General features: G+C 57.1%; 14 protein-coding genes and 1 tRNA gene. 12 read left to right on the forward strand and 3 right to left on the reverse strand.

Features of this window, described 5'->3' with window-relative positions:
- The first annotated feature begins 75 nt into the window (after positions 1-75).
- A complete protein-coding gene (locus tag DWY76_RS05320) occupies positions 76-1683 on the forward strand; it encodes an MBL fold metallo-hydrolase (RefSeq protein ID WP_120080236.1) in 1608 nt (535 codons plus the stop codon).
- Positions 1684-1731: 48 nt separating this feature from the next.
- Here the strand turns inward: DWY76_RS05320 and DWY76_RS05325 are convergent.
- A tRNA-Gly gene (locus DWY76_RS05325) sits at positions 1732-1806 on the reverse strand.
- Between the two features lie 145 nt (positions 1807-1951).
- Between DWY76_RS05325 and DWY76_RS05330 the strand changes: the two genes are divergently transcribed.
- The 9 genes from DWY76_RS05330 to DWY76_RS05370 all read left to right on the forward strand — a co-directional run bounded on the left by DWY76_RS05330 (position 1952) and on the right by DWY76_RS05370 (position 13635).
- Complete coding sequence (locus DWY76_RS05330; RefSeq protein WP_120080238.1) at positions 1952-2647, forward strand: DNA alkylation repair protein; 696 nt, start codon at positions 1952-1954, stop codon at positions 2645-2647.
- Positions 2648-2776: 129 nt separating this feature from the next.
- Complete coding sequence (gene pyrH, locus DWY76_RS05335; protein ID WP_005945864.1) at positions 2777-3487, forward strand: UMP kinase; 711 nt, start codon at positions 2777-2779, stop codon at positions 3485-3487.
- Positions 3488-3568: 81 nt separating this feature from the next.
- Positions 3569-4123: a ribosome recycling factor gene (frr, locus tag DWY76_RS05340; RefSeq protein ID WP_005945866.1), complete on the forward strand. Its 555-nt coding sequence runs from the start codon at positions 3569-3571 to the stop codon at positions 4121-4123.
- A 92-nt stretch (positions 4124-4215) separates the two neighbouring features.
- Complete coding sequence (uppS, locus tag DWY76_RS05345) at positions 4216-4929, forward strand: polyprenyl diphosphate synthase (RefSeq protein ID WP_005945867.1); 714 nt, start codon at positions 4216-4218, stop codon at positions 4927-4929.
- Between the two features lie 113 nt (positions 4930-5042).
- A complete protein-coding gene (locus DWY76_RS05350; RefSeq protein ID WP_005945868.1) occupies positions 5043-5903 on the forward strand; it encodes a phosphatidate cytidylyltransferase in 861 nt (286 codons plus the stop codon).
- Positions 5904-5918: 15 nt separating this feature from the next.
- Positions 5919-7070, forward strand: a complete 1152-nt coding sequence (gene dxr / locus DWY76_RS05355; RefSeq protein ID WP_120080240.1) for a 1-deoxy-D-xylulose-5-phosphate reductoisomerase — start codon at positions 5919-5921, stop codon at positions 7068-7070.
- Positions 7071-7085: 15 nt separating this feature from the next.
- The gene (locus DWY76_RS05360; protein ID WP_120080242.1) at positions 7086-8198 is read left to right on the forward strand and encodes a site-2 protease family protein; all 1113 of its coding nucleotides are present in this window, start codon (positions 7086-7088) and stop codon (positions 8196-8198) included.
- The gene (ispG, locus tag DWY76_RS05365; protein WP_279221593.1) at positions 8195-9268 is read left to right on the forward strand and encodes a flavodoxin-dependent (E)-4-hydroxy-3-methylbut-2-enyl-diphosphate synthase; all 1074 of its coding nucleotides are present in this window, start codon (positions 8195-8197) and stop codon (positions 9266-9268) included. The genes DWY76_RS05360 and ispG overlap by 4 nt, the downstream gene beginning before the upstream one ends.
- Positions 9269-9345: 77 nt before the next feature.
- Positions 9346-13635 (forward strand): PolC-type DNA polymerase III, encoded by a 4290-nt coding sequence (locus DWY76_RS05370; RefSeq protein WP_243111940.1) that lies wholly within the window; start codon positions 9346-9348, stop codon positions 13633-13635.
- A 116-nt stretch (positions 13636-13751) separates the two neighbouring features.
- On the opposite strand, the gene DWY76_RS05375 is transcribed toward DWY76_RS05370, so the two are convergent.
- Together DWY76_RS05375 and DWY76_RS05380 are read right to left on the reverse strand one after the other, a co-directional pair.
- Complete coding sequence (locus tag DWY76_RS05375; RefSeq protein WP_005945873.1) at positions 13752-15446, reverse strand: DAK2 domain-containing protein; 1695 nt, start codon at positions 15444-15446, stop codon at positions 13752-13754.
- 60 nt (positions 15447-15506) lie between these two features.
- Entirely contained in the window at positions 15507-15857 is a 351-nt protein-coding gene (locus DWY76_RS05380) for an Asp23/Gls24 family envelope stress response protein (RefSeq protein ID WP_005945874.1), read from the reverse strand.
- Positions 15858-16296: 439 nt separating this feature from the next.
- On the opposite strand from DWY76_RS05380, the gene DWY76_RS05385 reads away from it, so the two are divergent.
- Positions 16297-16749 carry a CBS domain-containing protein gene (locus DWY76_RS05385; RefSeq protein WP_097775366.1) on the forward strand — a complete coding sequence of 151 codons (453 nt, stop codon included), beginning with the start codon at positions 16297-16299 and terminating at the stop codon, positions 16747-16749.
- Between the two features lie 588 nt (positions 16750-17337).
- Positions 17338-19116 carry a Na/Pi cotransporter family protein gene (locus tag DWY76_RS05390; protein ID WP_120080246.1) on the forward strand — a complete coding sequence of 593 codons (1779 nt, stop codon included), beginning with the start codon at positions 17338-17340 and terminating at the stop codon, positions 19114-19116.
- Positions 19117-19131 lie beyond the last annotated feature (15 nt).

Below are 19131 nucleotides of genomic sequence, written 5' to 3' on the forward strand. Positions count from 1 at the left end.
TGCGATTTGTGCGGCGTGTACCTTTAGAATATGCTATACTAAGGATACAGAAGAAATAAAGCCGGAGGTGTTTTTATGAAGATCACATTTCTGGGCGCGAACCATGAGGTCACCGGCAGCTGCACTTTGATCGAAGCGGCTGGGCAGCGCTTTTTGATCGACTGCGGCATGGAGCAGGGCAAGGACGTATACGAGAACCAGCCCATCCCGGTAGCATCCGGCGAGATCGACTGGGTGCTGGCCACCCATGCACACATCGACCATACCGGTATGCTGCCGCTGCTGGTGCGCAACGGCTTCCGCGGCAAGATCTATGCCACGAACCCCACGGTGGAGCTGTGCGGCATCATGCTGCGGGACTCGGCCCATATTCAGGAATTTGAAGCGGAGTGGAAAAACCGCAAGGGCCAGCGCTCCGGCGCAGAACCGGTGGAACCGATGTATACTGTGCAGGATGCTGAAGCAGCCATGAAGCTGTTTGTGGGCAAGGCCTATGAGCAGCGCTTCCAGCTTGCACCGGGCATTGAAGCCCGCTTTGTGGATGTGGGCCATCTGCTTGGCTCGGCCAGCATAGAGCTTTGGATCACCGAGGGTGAGACCACGACCAAGCTGGTATTCTCCGGTGATATCGGCAATCTGGATCAGCCCATCATCAAGGATCCTGCTTACATCAAAGAGGCGGACTACGCCTTTATGGAATCTACCTACGGCGACCGCAGCCACGGCCCGAAGCCGGACTATGTGAGCGAGCTGACGAAGATCCTGCAGCGCACCTTTGACCGGGGCGGCAATGTGGTCATTCCCAGCTTTGCGGTGGGCCGCACGCAGGAGATGCTCTACTTTATCCGTGAGATCAAGGAAAAGGGCCTTGTGAAGGGGCACGGCAACTTCCCGGTGTACATTGACAGCCCGCTTGCCATCGAGGCGACCCGCATCTTTAAAGATACCGACCCGGACTGCTTTGATGCGGACACCCGCGCTCTGCTGGAAAAAGGCATTGATCCGATCACCTTCCCGGGGCTGCGCGTCACGGTGACCAGTGATGAATCCCGCATGATCAATGCAGACCGCGTGCCAAAGGTCATCCTCTCGGCCAGTGGTATGTGCGAGGCAGGCCGCATCCGCCACCACCTCAAGCACAATCTGTGGCGGCCGGAGTGCACCATTCTGTTCGTGGGCTATCAGGCGGTGGGCACGCTGGGCCGCACCCTGCTGGAAGGTGCCACGACGGTAAAACTGTTCGGTGAACCTATTGAGGTGCAGGCAGAACTGTGCCAGCTCACCGGCATGTCCGGCCATGCGGACAGAGAAGGTCTGCTGCGGTGGGTGAACTCCTTTGAGCAGAAACCAAAGCGTGTGTTCGTGATGCACGGCGAAGATGAGACCGAGGACCACTTTGTGCAGACCTTGACGGAACAGGGCTTCACTGCCTGCGCACCCTACAACGGCGCACAGTGGGCCATCGGAGCCGAGGGAGCCGTATGCCTGCAGGAGGGCATGCGCGTCCGCATTGAGCACAAGGCTAATGAAGGCCAGAGCCGTGCGGCCAGTGTGTTCCAGCGGCTGGTCAGCGCCGGCAAGCGCCTGCTGCGGGTCATCGAGCACAACGAGGGCGGCGCAAACAAAGACCTTGCCAAGTTTGCCGACCAGATCAATGCCCTGTGCGATAAGTGGGACCGATAAAGCAAAATAAAAGCGCCGTGACCCAAAAGGCCACGGCGCTTTTTTGCATGGAGCGGGCAATGGGAATCGAACCCACCTCCTCAGCTTGGAAGGCTGATATACTAGCCGATGTACGATGCCCGCATTTACGAACGATATTATAGCATGTTCCGGCACAAATGTCCAGCCCAATTTTTGTATGTTCCTTAAAGCACCGGAAAAGAATGCCGGAACGGCCTTGCTTTTCCATACGGCTCTGCTACAATAGAAAAGAACGGAGGGAGAGAGGATGGAGCCGGAAGCAGAGATCATTCGTGCGCAGCTGTTTACCCTGCGGGATGAAGCATACCGCACCTTTCACAGTGCGTTGATGCCCACCGTGCCACCGGAAACGGTGATCGGCGTGCGCGTTCCGGCTCTGCGCAGGCTGGCAAAACAGCTCGCGGGCACAGCGCAGGCAGAGGTGTTTTTACAGGCCCTGCCGCATGGATACTACGAAGAGAACAACCTCCACGCGTTTCTGATCGAACTTATCCGGGACTACGACAGGGCGCTGGCTGAAACGGAAGCGTTCCTGCCCTACATCAACAACTGGGCCACCTGTGACTGCTTTTGCCCCAAAGTGTTTGCAAAGCACAAGAAGGAACTGCTGGTGCCCATTCGCCGCTGGCTGGATTCGGGCGAGGTGTACACCGTGCGCTATGGCATGGAGATGCTGATGCGCTATTATCTGGATGATGCATTCCGGCCGGAATATCTGGAATGGGCGGCCGATGTGCACAGCACGGAATACTATATCAATATGATGCGGGCATGGTATTTTGCCACAGCACTGGCAAAGCAGCCGGATGCCGCGCTGCCGTGGCTCACAGAAAAGCGGCTGGATCTGTGGACCCACAACAAAGCCATCCAGAAAGCGGTGGAAAGCCGCCGCATTCCGCCCGGAATGAAGCAGCTGCTGCGCGGTCTGCGCAGCCGTTCATAAAAGCTTCCGGATTTCCGCGCAGATTTCCTGTTTACTTTATGGATGTTTTATTGTAAAATAAGCTATAGTAAAAAATGCCAGGGTATGCCTATGCCCTGACGGAAGATAAAAACAGGTGGTGTTTGGATTATGGCATTGAAATATCAGCGTATCCTTCTGAAAATCAGCGGCGAAGCACTGGGCGGCGAAAAGGGCATGGGTTTTGATGAACCCACCATGGACGCGATCTGCGGCGGCGTGAAGAAAGCACACGACCTCGGCGTACAGATCGGTATCGTGGTTGGCGGCGGCAACTTCTGGCGTGGCCGTTCCAGCGGCAAGATGGAGCGCACACTGGCCGATAAGATCGGTATGCTGGCAACCGTGATGAACGCACTGGCTGTCTCCGACAAGCTGGAACAGCTGGGTGTACCCACTGAGGTGTTCACCTCCATCACCATGCCGCAGGTGGCACAGCCCTTTACCCGCAAGGATGCCCTGCGCGCCATGGATGAGGGCAAGATCGCCGTGTTCGGCGGCGGCACCGGCAACCCGTTCTTCTCCACGGATACGGCAACCGCTCTGCGCGCTGTGGAAGTGAGCGCCGATGTGATGTTCAAGGCTACTATGGTGGATGGCGTTTACGATAAGGATCCCCACAAGTACGCCGACGCAAAGAAGTATGATACCCTCACCTTTACCAAGGTGCTGGAAGACCAGCTGGCTGTTATGGATGGCACTGCTGCCACTCTGTGCCGCGACAACAAGCTGCCCATCCTCGTGTTCGATCTGGCCGACCCGGACAACATTGCCCGTGCCGTGCAGGGCGAGAATGTGGGCACACTGGTTTACGAGGGCTGAAACGCCTGCAGCCGACATACATTATAGGGCAGACGCATTGCAGCGCAGCCCCAAGATAAAAAGGAACAGGAGACTACCGCAATGAGCAGCAACACCAAGGTTTACGAAGACAAGATGAAGAGCTCGGTCGAACATCTGGGCCGCGAACTGGGCGCTGTGCGCGCAGGCCGCGCAAATCCCGCTGTGCTGGATAAGGTCAGCGTGGATTATTATGGTGCCCCCACTCCCATCCAGCAGGTGGCATCCGTGGCTGTGGCCGAAGCACGCACCCTGACCATTACCCCGTGGGACCGTACTCTGCTGCGCCCCATCAGCAAGGCCATCATGGCCAGCGATGTGGGCATCACTCCCATTGATGACGGCTCTACCATCCGCCTGAACTTCCCGGCTCCCACCGAGGAGCGCCGCAAGCAGCTGGCAAAGGAAGTTTCCAAGCTGGGCGAGGAGGCTAAGGTGGCAGTGCGCAACATCCGCCGCGAGGCTATGGATAAGGCCAAGGCCATGAAGAAGGCCGGCGAGCTGACCGAGGACAGCCAGAAGACCATGGAAGAGGATGTCCAGAAGCTGACCGACAAGTATATCAAGAACATCGATGCTGCGGTGGAAGAAAAGCAGAAGGAGATCATGTCTGTCTGATCTGCGCAGATGCAATAGACTGGAGGTGCCGTGCGCTGAAGAAGAGTGCGCGGCACTTTTGTTGAAGGCGGCGTTGCTGCCGGGAGGAAACAATGGCGCATCCTAAAGAATTTGCCGAGGGCCTTTCCATCGGCATCATCATGGACGGCAACGGCCGCTGGGCAAAGAACCGCGGCCTGCCCCGCACTGCCGGGCACAAAAGAGGCGCAGAGGTGTTCAGCGATATCGCAGATTACTGCGATGAGCTGGGCGTTTCGTCGGTGTACTTCTATGCGTTTTCCACCGAGAACTGGAAGCGTCCGCTGGAAGAGGTCAACGCCATCATGCGGCTGTTCGGCGAATATCTGCTGAAGGGCTTTGACTACAAGAACCGCAATATCCGCATCAAGTTCATGGGCGACCGCACGGTGCTGGATGAAAAGCTGCAGCAGCTGATGAACAAGCTGGAAGCAGATTCTTCGGTCAAGACCGGCATGACCCTGAACATTGCCATCAACTACGGCGGCCGCCCGGAGATCGTGCGGGCGGCGCAGCAGCTGGCGACAAAGGCGGCGGCAGGGGAGATAAAGCCCGAAGAAATCACGGAACAGCTGCTCAGCGATGCCATGTATACCGCTGGCCAGAAGGACCCGGATTTTATCCTGCGTCCCAGCGGAGAAAAGCGGCTGTCCAACTTCATGCTCTGGCAGGCAGCTTACTCGGAGCTGGTAGAAATGGACGTTCTGTGGCCGGATTTCACCCGCAGCGATCTGGACGCTGCCATTGAGGAGTTCAATCATCGTTCCCGCCGGTTTGGCGGACTGTAAAACCCAAGACCTCCTGCACACGGTGCAGGGACCGGACGGCCCGGCGGCTTTGCCGGAGCCAAACTTAATCCAGAGGGGCGCGGCACCCGACCGGTGAAAAGGAGATCCAATCTATGAAAACACGTGTTATTACTGCGATCGTGGGCATCATCGTACTGATCGGCGTGATGTTCACCTTCAACACTCTGATCTTTAATCTGGTCATCGCGGCCATTACGCTGATCGCCGTTCACGAGATCTACAGTGCCCTCGGCTTTGAAAAGAAGGACTGGCTGATGTATGCGGTTCTGGTGCCGTATACACTGCTGGTCATGACGAGCAACTATCAGGTCATGCGGCGGCTGGTGATGCCGATGTCCTTTCTGCTGGTCACCTTTTACGCCATCTATCTGGTGGTGCGCAACGGTACCATCAGCTATCAGAAGGCCAGCGGCCTGCTGATGTTCTCCGGCATCGTGATCTTCTGCTTCTATTCCTTTATCCGGCTCAAGGAGCTGCTGCCGGTGGAGCAGTACGGCTACGATGCGGTGTTCTTTATCTTGCTCATCCTCTGCTTTGCCTGGGGCGGCGATACCTGTGCCTACTTTGCAGGCCGTGCCTTTGGCAAGCACAAGCTCTGCCCGGTGGTCAGCCCCAAAAAGACCGTGGAAGGTGCCATTGGCGGTGTTCTGGGCACCATGGTGTTCGGTGTGATCATCACACTGGTGTATTCGGTGGCGGCAAACCGGATGGAAGCCTTCACCCGCTCCAACATTGGCGTTTCCATGTACGTGATCATTGCGCTGCTGGGCTGCGTGGCGGCGGTGCTGGGCATTTATGGCGATCTGTTTGCCAGCGTGGTCAAGCGCCAGTGCGGCATCAAGGATTACGGCACCATCTTCCCGGGGCACGGCGGCATTCTGGACCGCTTTGACAGTGTGATGTTCATTGCGCCCTTTGTGACCATGGTCATTACGGCGGTGTTCTACTATTAAAAGGGGGAACGTGTGATGTCGAAAAAAATCACTCTGCTGGGTTCTACCGGTTCCATCGGCACCCAGAGTCTGGATGTGATCCGTGCACAGGGCTATGAGGTGTTCGGTCTTTCTGCCCACAGCCATGTAGATAAGATCCTGCAGCAGATCGAAGAGTTTCATCCGCGCTATGTCTGCATGACCGACCCGGATGCGGCCCGCAGGCTGGATGCGGAGCTTTCCGGTCGTGCAGATGCGCCCCGGCTGCTGGTAGGGCCGGAAGGGCTCAAGCAGCTGGCCGCACTGGACGGCACCGATGTGGTGCTGAACAGCGTGGTGGGCATTGCAGGCCTTGGTGCCAGCCTGTGCGCGATCGAAAGCGGGCATGATCTGGCCCTTGCCAACAAGGAGAGTCTTGTCACCGGCGGCCATCTGGTCACACAGGCCGTGGCAAAGCATGGTGTAAAGCTGCTGCCGGTGGACAGTGAACATTCGGCCATCTTCCAGTGTCTGCAGGATAAGGAGAGTGCCCCCAGCCTGACCAAGATCCTGCTCACGGCATCCGGCGGCCCCTTCTTCGGGATGAAGACCGGGGAGCTGCGCGGTAAGACCAAGGCGGATGCCCTCAAGCACCCCAACTGGAACATGGGCGCAAAGATCACCATTGACTCTGCCACCCTGATGAACAAGGGTCTGGAGCTGATCGAGGCAGTGTGGCTGTTCGGCCTGCCGCCGGAGAAGATCCAGATCGTGGTGCAGCGCCAGAGCATCGTGCATTCGGCGGTGCAGTTCAGCGATAATTCGGTCATTGCTCAGCTGGGTGTGCCGGATATGCGCATTCCCATCCAGTATGCGCTCACCTACCCAAAGCGCGTACCCGGCGTTGTGCCGGAGCTGGACTTTGCCGCACTCAAGGTGCTCACCTTCGATGTGGCAGACGACGAGACCTTCCGCTGCCTTGCCGCCTGCAAAAAGGCCATCAAAAAGGGCGGTCTCGGCCCCTGTGCCGCCAACGGTGCCAATGAGGAAGCTGTCAAGCTCTTCCTTGAGGACAAAATTGGCTTCCTCGATATTGGCCGTCTGGTGGAAGCAGTCGTGGACAGCGACAGCCTTGGCGGCGAGTATACCCTCAGCGATGTGTACGAGTGCGACCGCATGGCACGAGAGTTCGTGCGCGCACATCTTTGATCTTTAGGAGACGCAATGTCAATTTTTATCACCCTGATCGCCGCACTGATCGTGTTCAGCGCTGTGATCGCCATTCATGAATTCGGGCACTTTACCGTGGCAAAGCTCTGCGGCATTCAGGTCAACGAGTTTTCCATCGGCATGGGGCCGGCTTTGTGGAAGAAAATTTACAAGGGCACCCAGTACAGCCTGCGTGCATTGCCGGTAGGCGGCTATGTGGCGCTGGAGGGCGAGGAAAGCCCCGAGAGCCAGCAGGCCGAGGCGGCCCGCGACGAACGGGAAGCAGAGGACGAAAACCCTGTCCCGCCGGAGCAGCGCACCGGCATCCCTTTGAACGAGGCACCGGTATGGCAGCGTGTGCTTGTGATGGTGGCAGGTGCCTTCATGAATTTCGTGCTGGGCTTTGTGGTGCTGGTCATTCTTGTGGCAGCACAGGAAGGAGCCATCACCAGCAAGACCATCTATTCCATTGAGAACGATGCCCTCTGCGGCCAGACCGGCCTGCAGGCGGGGGACGAGATCGTTGCCGTGAACGGCAGGCGCTGCTTTGTGGCCAACGACATCCTTTATGAGCTGGTGCGCACCGAAGCCTATCGCGCCCGGTTCACCGTGAAGCGGGACGGCCAGAAGGTGGAACTGCCGGACGTGCAGTTCGACACCTGGCAGGACGAGAACGGCCAGACCCATATGACCCTTGGCTTTACGGTGTACGGCATCAAAAAAACACCGCTCAATGTGTTAAAAGAAGCATGGAACAGCACCCTGTACTACGGACGCATCGCGTTTATCTCGCTGGCAGACCTTGTGCGCGGACGTGAGAGCATCAACAATCTGTCCGGCCCGGTGGGTATCGTGACAGCGATCGGTCAGGCGGCAAGCTACGGCTGGCAGGATCTGCTGGAGTTGCTGGCGCTTATCACCATCAATCTGGGCGTGTTCAATCTGCTGCCCTTCCCGGCACTGGATGGCGGCAAGGTGGTATTTTTGATCATTGAGGGCGTTACCGGCCATGCAGTGCCGGAAAAGCTGCAGGGCACACTGACCATTGCGGCCTTTGCACTGCTGTTTGGCCTGATGCTCTTTGCAACCTATAATGATATCATCCGGCTTGTGACCGGTGCATTGTGAGCAAAAACAGAAAGGGGAACTTTATGCGGCAGTTAAAACGGGAAGTGAAAATCGGCAATGTGACCATCGGCGGCAAGAATCCTGTTGCGGTGCAGACGATGCTCAACGTGCCGGTGGAGGATATTGAGGGCAATGTGGCGCAGGCAAAGCGGTGCGAAGCTGCTGGCTGTCAGATCCTGCGCGTGACCTGCCCCAGCCCGGCGGATGCAAAGTGCATCGAAGCCGTCAAGAATGCGGTGAACATCCCCATTGTGGCAGACATCCATTTTGACTACAAGGCGGCTCTGGCCTGCGCAGATGTGGGTGTGGACAAGATCCGCATCAACCCCGGCAACATCGGCGACGATGACCGGGTGAAGGCTGTGGTGGATGCCTGTCAGCGCAAGAACACTCCCATCCGCATCGGCGTGAATGGCGGCAGTCTGGAAAAGCACATCCTTGCAAAATACGGCGCACCCACGCCGGAGGCCATGGTGGAGAGTGCACTGTACCATGTGCGCCTGCTGGAAAAATTCGATTTCAACAACATCGTCATTTCCATCAAGAACTCCAATGTGCCCCGCATGATGGAGGCCTACCGCCAGCTCAGCGCTGTCACGGATTACCCGCTCCATGTGGGTGTTACCGAGGCGGGTACCTACCAGATGGGTCTGCTGAAAAGCGGCATGGGCATCGGCGGAATGCTGCTGGAAGGCATTGGCGATACCATCCGCGTCTCGCTGGCCGCAGATCCGGAAAAGGAAGTGGAAGCGGGCTACAACATCCTGCGCGCCGTGGGCTTCCCGGTAGCAGGCCCGGAGGTCATCACCTGCCCCACCTGCGGCCGCACCCAGTATCCCTGCACCGAGATCGCCAACGAGGTGGAAAAGCGGCTGCAGGGCTGCAAAAAATCCATCAAGGTGGCCGTGATGGGCTGCGTGGTCAACGGCCCCGGTGAAGCCCGCGAAGCAGACATCGGAATTGCCGGCGGCAAGGGCGAGGCGGTGCTGTTCATCCACGGCAAGCCCATCAAAAAGCTGACCGGAGACAACATCCTGGATCAGTTCATGGATGAGATCTATAAACTGTAATTTGGCTTTTTTCACAGCTGCCACACCTGCAAAAAACGGGTGCGGCAGTTTGTGCTGTATAAAAAGGAGTACCATTTGTGACACCACTCGTATCCAACCTGTGGCCGCAGTTCATGGTGGACCCGGCATTTGCGGCCTGCTTCGGGCAGGTCATTGTGGAGCATGCGCAGATGCTGCGGCAGGAGCGGCAGGTCATCTTTACCCTGCGCAGCGGTGCGCCGCTGGACAAAAATCTCTGTGCCCGGCTGCTGGCATCCCTGCAGCCGGATTATGAGGGCTTTGAGCTGCGCATCCAGAACCTGTTTGGCTATGCCATGCTGGACGAAGCGGCCCTGCGCGATCTGATGGAAGAGATGAAGCGGGACGGCGTGCCCATCAACGGCTTTCTGGACCGGTGCAAGATCAACATCATCGGACAGAAGATCACCATCGGCGTATGCCATGGCACCAAGTTTTTGCAGGAGATGCACTTTGAAAAGCTGCTGGCAGAGCGCATTGCGGCCCACACCGGGGTAACGCCGCAGGTAACGTTGCAAAGCGCTGTAAGCGAAGCCGAGCAGCACCAGATGGAAGAAAAGCTGGAGCGCAAGATCGCGCCACCGGTGGTCAAGTTCGAGAAAAAGAACACAGCACCGTCCATCAAGGTGGATGGTCTGGACCTGACCGATAAGCCCGTCACCATTTTCCACGGCAAGATGTTCACCCCCAAGAACCTCACCCCGCTGAAAGACCTTGGCGGCGAGGGCGGCAAGTGCACGATCTGGGGCGATGTGTTCTTCTCGGAGGTCAAGGGAAACTTCCGCAAAATTTATACCGTATCCATTACCGATTATCAGGGCTCCATCAACCTGAAGATCCGCGCGCAGGAAGGTGAGGACTGCTCCAAGTGGGAGAGCCTTGGCAAAGGCACCACCCTCATCGTGCGCGGCGACTGCTCCTACGACAAGTACGAACACGATTATATCGTCTACCCCTACGATGTGCTCATCGTGGAGCGCAAAAAGCGGGAGGATACCGCACCGGTCAAGCGTGTGGAGCTGCATCTGCACACCAAGCTTTCCAGCATGGACGGCTTCTGTGACCCCGGCGGCATCGTCAAGCTGGCCCACCGCATGGGACATCCGGCCGTTGCCATCACTGACCACGGTGTGTGTCAGGGTTACCCGGAAGCCATGCTGGCAGCGGACGATATCCATAAATCAGACCCGGACTTCAAGCTGATCTACGGCTGTGAAGCCTACTTTGTGGACGACATGATCCCCTGTGTATACGGTGTGAAGGATCAGCCGCTGGACGGGGAGTTCTGCGTGTTTGATACCGAGACCACAGGCCTTGACCCCGGCGTGGAGTATATGACCGAGATCGGTGCCGTCATCGTGAAAAACGGCGAAGTGGTGGAGGAATTTGATACCTTTGTCAAGCCCGGCAAGCCCATCACCCCCAAGATCACCGAGCTGACCGGCATCACCAACGAAATGGTGGCGGATGCTCCCGGCGAAAAGGAAGCACTGGAAGCCTTCCTCAAATTTGCGGGAGACCGCATCCTTGTGGGCCACAACGTCCACGCCTTTGATATGCGTTTCCTGCGCGCCGCCGCCAAGCGCAGCGGCATCAAGCTGGAGCCGACCTATATCGACACCCTGACCATGGCGCAGGCCATGTACCCCGGCCTGCACAACTACAAGCAGGGCACCATCAACAAGCATCTGGAGCTGCCTGCCTACGAGGCCCACCGTGCCTGCGAGGACTCTGCTGCGCTGGGCCGCATCTTCGGGGTCATGCTGAACGACCTGAAAGAAAAGCAGGTAGCAAAGGTCAGTGAAATCAACACCGGCCTTGGCGGCAACCGCGAGGTGCTGAAAAAGAAGTATTACCACCTCATCATTCTGGTCAAGAACCAGATGGGCCTGAAAAATCTGTACAAGATCGTCAGCGAAGCCCATGTGAACTATTTTTTCAAAAAGCCCCGGGTGCCCCGGAGCCTTTTGAACAAATACCGGGACGGCCTGCTGCTCACTTCCGCCTGCGAAGCCGGCGAGCTGTACCGGGCCATCGTGGATGGCACCAGCTATGAAGAACTGAAAAAGATCGCGTCCTACTACGATATTCTTGAGATCCAGCCGCTGGGCAACAATGCCTACATGGTGCGGGACGGCAAGGTGGACAGCGAAGAGGACATCAAAAACTTCAACCGCACGGTCATCAAGCTGGGCGAGGACCTGCACAAGCCGGTCATTGCCACCGGCGACGTGCACTTTACCGAGCCGGAGGACGCGGCTTACCGTGCCGTGCTGCAGGCGGGCAACGGCTTCAAGGATGCAGACAACCAGCCGCCGCTGTTCTTCCGCACCACGCAGGATATGCTGGCGCAGTTCTACTATCTGCCCAAGGAAAAAGCCTACGAGGTAGTGGTGAAGAACCCCCGCAGGATCGCGGCGATGATCGACAACAATGTTCGTGCCATCCCGCGCGGCACCTACCCGCCCAGCATCGAGGGTGCAGAGCAGCAGCTGCGCGATGCTACATGGGAACACGCCAAGCGCGATTACGGTGACCCGCTGCCCGAAATTGTGGAAAAGCGGCTGCAGAAGGAGCTGGACTCCATCTGCGGCCATGGCTACGCCGTGCTGTACGTCATTGCGGTCAAACTGGTGGCCTATTCCAACGCGGGCGGCTATCAGGTGGGCAGCCGTGGTTCGGTCGGCTCATCGGCCGTGGCCCACTTCTCCGGCATCTCGGAGGTGAACAGCCTGCCGCCCCACTATCGCTGCCCCAAGTGCAAGCACAGCGAGTTCATCACCGACGGCAGCGTGGACGACGGCTTTGACCTGCCGGATAAAAACTGCCCCAACTGCGGCACCCGGATGCTGGTGGACGGCCACGATATTCCCTTCGAGACCTTCCTCGGCTTCTACGGCGATAAAGAGCCGGATATCGACCTGAACTTTTCCGGCGAATATCAGTCCAATGTGCACCGCTATACCGAGGAGCTGTTCGGCAAAGCCAACGTGTTCAAGGCGGGCACCGTGTCCGGTATTCAGGACAAGACCGCCTACGGCTATGTCAAAAAATATCTGGATGAGCGCGGCCGCACGGTGAATCATGCGGAGGAGAACCGCCTGACTCTGGGCTGCACCGGCGTCAAGCGCACCACGGGTCAGCACCCCGGCGGCATGGTCGTTGTGCCGGACACCTACGAGATCTACGATTTCTGTCCCATCCAGCACCCGGCGGATGATGTGGCAGGCGGCCTGCTGACCACCCACTTCGAGTTCAAGTACCTGCACGATACCCTGCTCAAGCTGGACGAACTGGGCCACGATATGCCCACCTTCTACAAGTATTTTGAGGAGTACACCGGTATCCCCATCGACAGCATCCCCATGAACGACCCCAAGGTGTACAGCCTGCTGACCAGCCCCGAAGCGCTGGGAGTGACCCCGGAGCAGATCGACAGCCAGACCGGAACCTTCGGCATCCCGGAAATGGGCACCAACTTCGTGCGCGGTATGCTGGTGGAGGCACGGCCCAAGAACTTCTCCGAACTGATCCAGATCTCGGGCCTGTCCCACGGCACTGATGTGTGGACCGGCAACGCGGACGAGCTGATCCGCAGCGGCACCTGCACCATTGCGGAGGTCATTGGCTGCCGTGACAGCATCATGCTGTACCTGTTGCGCAAGGGTCTGGAACCCAAGATGGCCTTTGATATCATGGAGGCCGTGCGTAAGGGCAAGGTGGCCAAGGGCGGCTTCAAGGATGGCTGGGAGGAAGCCATGCGGGAGCACGAGGTGCCGGACTGGTACATCGAGAGCTGCCGCAAGATCAAGTATATGTTCCCCAAGGCCCATGCCGTGGCCTACCTGATGTCGGCCATTCGTCTGATGTGGTTCAAGATCTACCGTCCGCCGGAGTTCTATGCGGTATACTTTACCGTACGCGGCGACGACATCGACTACGAAGCCGCTGTGGGCGGTGCGGCAGTGGCCCGCGCCCACATGGAAGAGGTCAAGCGCCGCCTGAAGGAAGAGAAGAACGCCAAGGACGAGGATGTGCTGGTCAGCCTGCAGCTCGTCAACGAGATGCTGGTGCGCGGCTACGAGTTTTTGCCCATTGAGCTGGGCAAGAGCCGCGGCTCCAAGTATGTGGTGGAGGACGGCAAGGTACGTCTGCCTTTCTCTTCGCTGAAGGGTCTTGGCGGTGCTGCCGCCGATGCACTGGAAAAGGTGACCATCCACGGCGAAGAATATATCTCGGTGGAAGAGCTGCAGCAGGCTTCCGGTGTCGGCAGCAGCATTCTGGACCGTCTGCGTCAGGTGGGCGCTCTGGGCGACCTGCCGGAGAGCAGTCAGGTAAGCTTCTTCTAAGGATTCTGAAAACAAAAGTGCCTGCACGGCTTTAGCTGTGCAGGCACTTTTGCTTTAAAAAAGCACCCGCGGCAAAAATCGCAGGTGCTTAAAAATTCAGCAGAACGGGGGAGTGTTTACTCCACGCTGATCATATAATAGTAAACGGGCTGGCCGCCGCGGATGTGGCTGACCTCAACGTGGTTCGGGCACTTTGCCTTTACGATCTCGGTCACTTTCTCGGCATCCTCATCGCTCACGTCGCAGCCGGAGATGATGGTGACGAAGCTGGAATCCTTCTTGCACATGCCGCGTGCCAGACGGTAGGTAGCTTTGGTGATATCGTTGGAGGTGGAAACGATCTTGCCGTTCTCCAGAGCCATGATCTCGCCCTTCTTGATGCGCTTGCCGTCGTACTCACTGTCGCGGGCAGCATAGGTGATCAGACCGGTGGACACCTTGTCGGCAGCAGCCATCATGTTGATGGTGTTGGTCTCGGCGTTCACAGAGGGATCAAAGTTCAGCATGGCAGTGATGCCCATGGGCACGGTGCGGGTAGGCAGAACGACCACCTGACGGTCGGCCAGCTTCTGGGCCTGCTCAGCAGCCATGATGATGTTCTTGTTGTTGGGCAGCACGAACACGGTCTTTGCGGGCACGCTCTGGATGGCGGCGAGGATATCCTCGGTGGCTGGGTTCATGGTCTGACCACCGGAGACCACTGCGTCTGCAGCCAGATCGGTGAACACGGCCTTCAGGCCTTCACCGGCGGCAACGGCAACAAAGCCATAGTCACGGCTGGGGTCCACAGCAGCGTAGACGAACTCGCTGGACTGAGAAGGAGCCTTCTCAGCAGAAGCCTGCTTTTCCAGGCTCTTGCCCTGCTTCTGGCGGGCCAGGAACTGCTCGTGCATGTTCTCGATCTTGAAGTTGGTCAGGTAGCCATACTTGATGGCTTCGCTCAGGATCTTGCCGGGATCAGCGGTGTGCACATGCAGGTTGATTACATCGTCATCCTCGATGCACACCACACTGTCGCCGTTGGATTCTGCAAAGGCACGCATCTTTGCGGCGCTTGCACCCTCATACTTGTTGATCAGGAACTGGGTGCAGTAGCCGTTCTTGATGTCCTCCACCTTCATCAGGTCGTCGGTGAACACGCCCTTGCCGGCGTTCTCGGTGGAGAGCTTTGCCTTATTGGGAGCAGCCTCGCCGCCTGCCACGATGCCTTCGCCATGGAACACCTTGCCCATGCCCTCAAAGATAATCATGATGCCCTGACCGCCGGCATCCACAACGCCGGCCTTCTTCAGAACAGGCAGCAGGTTGGGGGTGTCCTCCAGAGCCTTCTGGCCGGCGGTCATCACCACATCCCACAGAGCGGGCACATCCTCGGCACCGCAGGCAGCAGCTTCCTCAGAGGCAATGCGTGCAACCGTGAGGATGGTGCCCTCGGTGGGCTTCATAACGGCCTTATAAGCACCCTCGACACCCTTCTTCAGGGCCTCGACAATGTCGGCAGCGGTGGCTTCCTTCTTACCTTCCAGCGCCTTGGAGAAGCCGCGGAACAGCAGGCTGGTGATAACACCGGAGTTGCCGCGTGCACCGCGCAGCATGGCGGAAGCAGCGGTCTTGGAAGCCTCACCCACGGTGCAGCTGTCGTCCAATGCTTCCAGCTCGCGCACAGAAGCACCCACGGTCATGCCCATGTTGGTGCCAGTGTCGCCATCAGGAACAGGGAAAACGTTCAGCTCGTCCACGCGGGAGCGCTGATTGTTGATGTTGTTGGCGCCAGAGATAATGGCGTCACGCAAAATCTTACCAGAAATCATTCTTTTTTACTCCTTGTACTTGCCGGAAAAGCCCGGCGCATTCGGATGAACCAACAAAAATCAGGCGATCACATCGTCTACCGAAACCACAACGCGGGCAACCTTCAGGCCGGTAGCCTGCTCCACCTCGTCCTTGACGCGGTGAGAGATGCTGCGTGCGGCGGTAGAAATGTTCAGGCCATAGCTCACTGCAATGTGCAGTTCGATCACCAGACGACCATCCTCCTGCGTGACACGGACACCCTTTTCCGGGTAATCAGAACCGTGCACCATGCTTCTGACGGCATCGGTCATATCACGGGGTGCCATTGCGGCAACACCGTAACACTGTTTGGCTGCTTCACCTACCAGAGTAGCAAAATACCCGGACGTAAAGCTGACATCCCCCAGAGGGAAACGGGAAGTGATCATAGTCGCTCTGCTCCTTTATGTTATTTTCATAAAACACATTCAAGGTCTGGGGCGCAGCGGCGGACAGATACACATACTGCGCCGAGAAACACCCACATTATTATACAACTTTGGGGCGCGCTTGTACAGCGCAAAATGCTGGTATATCAACTTTTTGCGCAGGTTTCTGCATTGACGGCATGGTTCGGGCGGCTTCGCACCGGGAAGGTGATAGCATAACGGACACTGATTGTTTTTTATCAAAACCGAAAGTATGACGAAAGAAAGCAAACAATCTGTTAAAAAAATATAAAAGGTGGGTGATAACTCTTTATCCGACTATGAAAAAGTGCTAAAATAGAAACAAGGATAGGGACTGCGGCGCAGGGTCCCGCTTGTGCGGATGAACTGCGTTATTTTTTGCGCACGGCGCGTGGAACAATGTTTAGGAGCTGTTGTCATGAATATTCTGTTTTTCCTTTCACCCAAGCAGGATCTGATGTATGTTTACGACGATTTCACCCTTCGGCAGACGCTGGAAAAGTGGGAGAATAACCGCTACGCGTCCATTCCGGTGCTCAACCGGCAGGGAAAATATGTGGGCACCCTGACCGAGGGCGACATTCTCTGGGGGCTGAAAAAGTTCCATGGTCTGGATCTGGAAGCGGCTGAGGATGTCCCCATTTCGGCCTTCCCGCACAAGCGCGACTACAAGGCTGTCACCGTGACCACCAGCATGGATCAGCTGATCGAAGCGGCCATGAACCAGAACTTTGTGCCGGTTGTGGATGACCGCGGCATCTTCATTGGCATCGTGCGCAGGCAGGCGATCATCCGTTACTGCTATGAGAAGGCCCGCACAGAGCAGCAGGCCCATGAGCAGCGCATCCCGGAATATGCCGCTGTGCATTGAACGATATAAATAGGTGGCCAGCCGCCCGGTTCCGTATCTGAAGCCGGGCGGCTTTTTGTCTGTAAAATGCGTTGAAAATCCGATTTATAGTACCTGCTGTGTGCGATAATACAGCCATGGAACAAAAACGTTCTGAAAAGCTGCAAAAAACGAGATACAGGAGGGAACACGGATGAAAGATTTTGAACTGCGTTATGTCGGAAGCCATGTGGAAGTATACACCGGCAGCGGAGTGTTCCTGTTTTCGGCCGATACGGTGCGGGAAGCAATGGAAGAACTGGCAGAGTAAGCGCCCGCAAACAGGCAGGGATTTCAGCGCAAATGTAAAATTGATGTAAAATAATTGAAAAGGAAAGAGCACGAATTCATTAAGAGACGAAAAAATGTGTAGAAAAAGTGATTTTCTTGTAAAATAAACCTTGTTGTGACAGGATAAAAAATGATATAATAGATCCAAGCGCGGTCATTGTGCGCCGTTCTGTGCAGCAGAGCGGCAGGCCGCAGCATCTGCCGGATCAAGCAGGCCCGGTGTGCGGGCAGGGCAGATGTACAAGGATCAAAAGGAAGATCGTTTTTAGGAGTATCGTTATGGATATCACACACATTACCTCTCTGTTGGGTGGAATTGCGCTGTTTCTGTACGGCATGTCCATTATGGGCGCTGGTCTGGAAAAACTGGCCGGCGGCAAAATGCAGGGCGTGCTGCAAAAGCTGACCTCCTCAACGCTCAAGGGCGTTATTTTTGGCACCCTCATCACGGGTGTCATCCAGTCCTCGGCCGGCACGGTCGTTATTTGTGTCGGTCTGGTAAACTCCGGCATCATGACCCTTACGCAGTCGGTAGGTGTCATTATGGGTGCAAACATTGGTACCACTGTTACCGGCCAGCTGATCCGCATGGCGGATATCTCCGGTGACAGTCTCTGGCTGACACTGATCCAGCCCAAGACCTTTGCGCCCGTGGTGGCGTTTATCGGCTGCATTTTTTATGTGTTCCTGCGCAGCGCTAAAAGGAAGAACATCGGCCAGATCATGCTGGGCTTCGGCATCCTGTTTACCGGCATGAGCCTGATGGACACCGGTGTGGCTCCTCTGCGTGAGAGCGCTGTGTTCCAGAATCTGTTCGTTACCATGACGAATCCCGTTCTGGGCATTCTGGTGGGCGTGGTGGTCACGGTGATCATCCAGTCCTCCTCGGCATCGGTGGGTATCCTGCAGGCACTGTCCAGCACGGGTCTGGTCACCTTCAGCTCTGCCATCCCCATTATTCTGGGCGCACACATCGGCACGGCCTTTACGCCGCTGCTCACCATTGGCGGCTCCTCCAAGGACGGCAAGCGCGCTGCACTGATCCATCTGTACTTCAACATCATTGGCAGCGTGATCCTGCTGGCGCTGGTGTATGCGGTGCAGTTTACCGTTGGCATCCCCATGTGGAACGACGTGATGAACAAGAGCACCATCGCAAACATCCACACCCTTTCCAGCGTGTGCGCCATGCTGCTGTTCCTGCCCTGCAGCGGTGTGCTGTCCAAGCTGGCACTGCTCACTGTGCCGGACAGCGCCGAGGAAGCACAGGAGCTGAGCATGCCGGTGCTGGACGAGCGCCTGTTCAAGAGCCCGGCTGTGGCCCTGCAGCAGGCTAAGAGCGCTGTGATCAAGATGTCCCGCCGTGCTGCCCGCAATGTGAATCTGGCTGCACCGCTGCTGCTGAAGATGGACGAGGATACCGTCAGCGCCATCCGGGTGCGTGAAAACCTGATCGACCGCATGGAGGTGGCAATCTCCAACTATCTGATCAAGATGACCGATCAGGAGCTGGGCGACGATGAGAGCCACACTGTGACCGAACTGCTGAATTTTGTTACCGAGTTCGAGCGCATCGGCGACTATGCGGTGAACATTATGGAAAAGGCAGAAGAACTGCAGGAAAAGGAAGCGTCCTTCAGTGAAAACGCCACCAAGGAGCTGCAGCTGCTGGAGAATGCGCTGAACCGCATCCTGAACCTGACCAACGATGCCTTTGAAAACAGCGATATGCGTCTGGCGGCTCAGGTGGAACCGCTGGAAGAGGTGATCGATGTGATGGCGGAGCGCCTGCGCGACCAGCACATCCTGCGCCTGAAGGACGGCGTGTGCTCCATTGATACGGGTGTCGTGTTCCTGGATGTGCTGAACAATGCAGAGCGCATCTCGGATCACTGCTCCAACGTTGCTGCCCGCCTGATCGGCATGGATGCCGGCGAGGACTACGACTCCCACACCCTCAAGAGCATCATGCACCACAACCCCACCAAGGACTACATGCTGGAATACGAGGAGTGCCGCAAGACCTACCTTGCTCCGCTGGAAGAAATGGAAGCCTGAAACTAAGAAAAACCT

It is taken from the genome of Faecalibacterium sp. AF27-11BH, assembly GCF_003603005.1.
In the GTDB taxonomy this organism is placed as follows: Bacteria; Bacillota; Clostridia; order Oscillospirales; family Ruminococcaceae; genus Faecalibacterium; species Faecalibacterium taiwanense.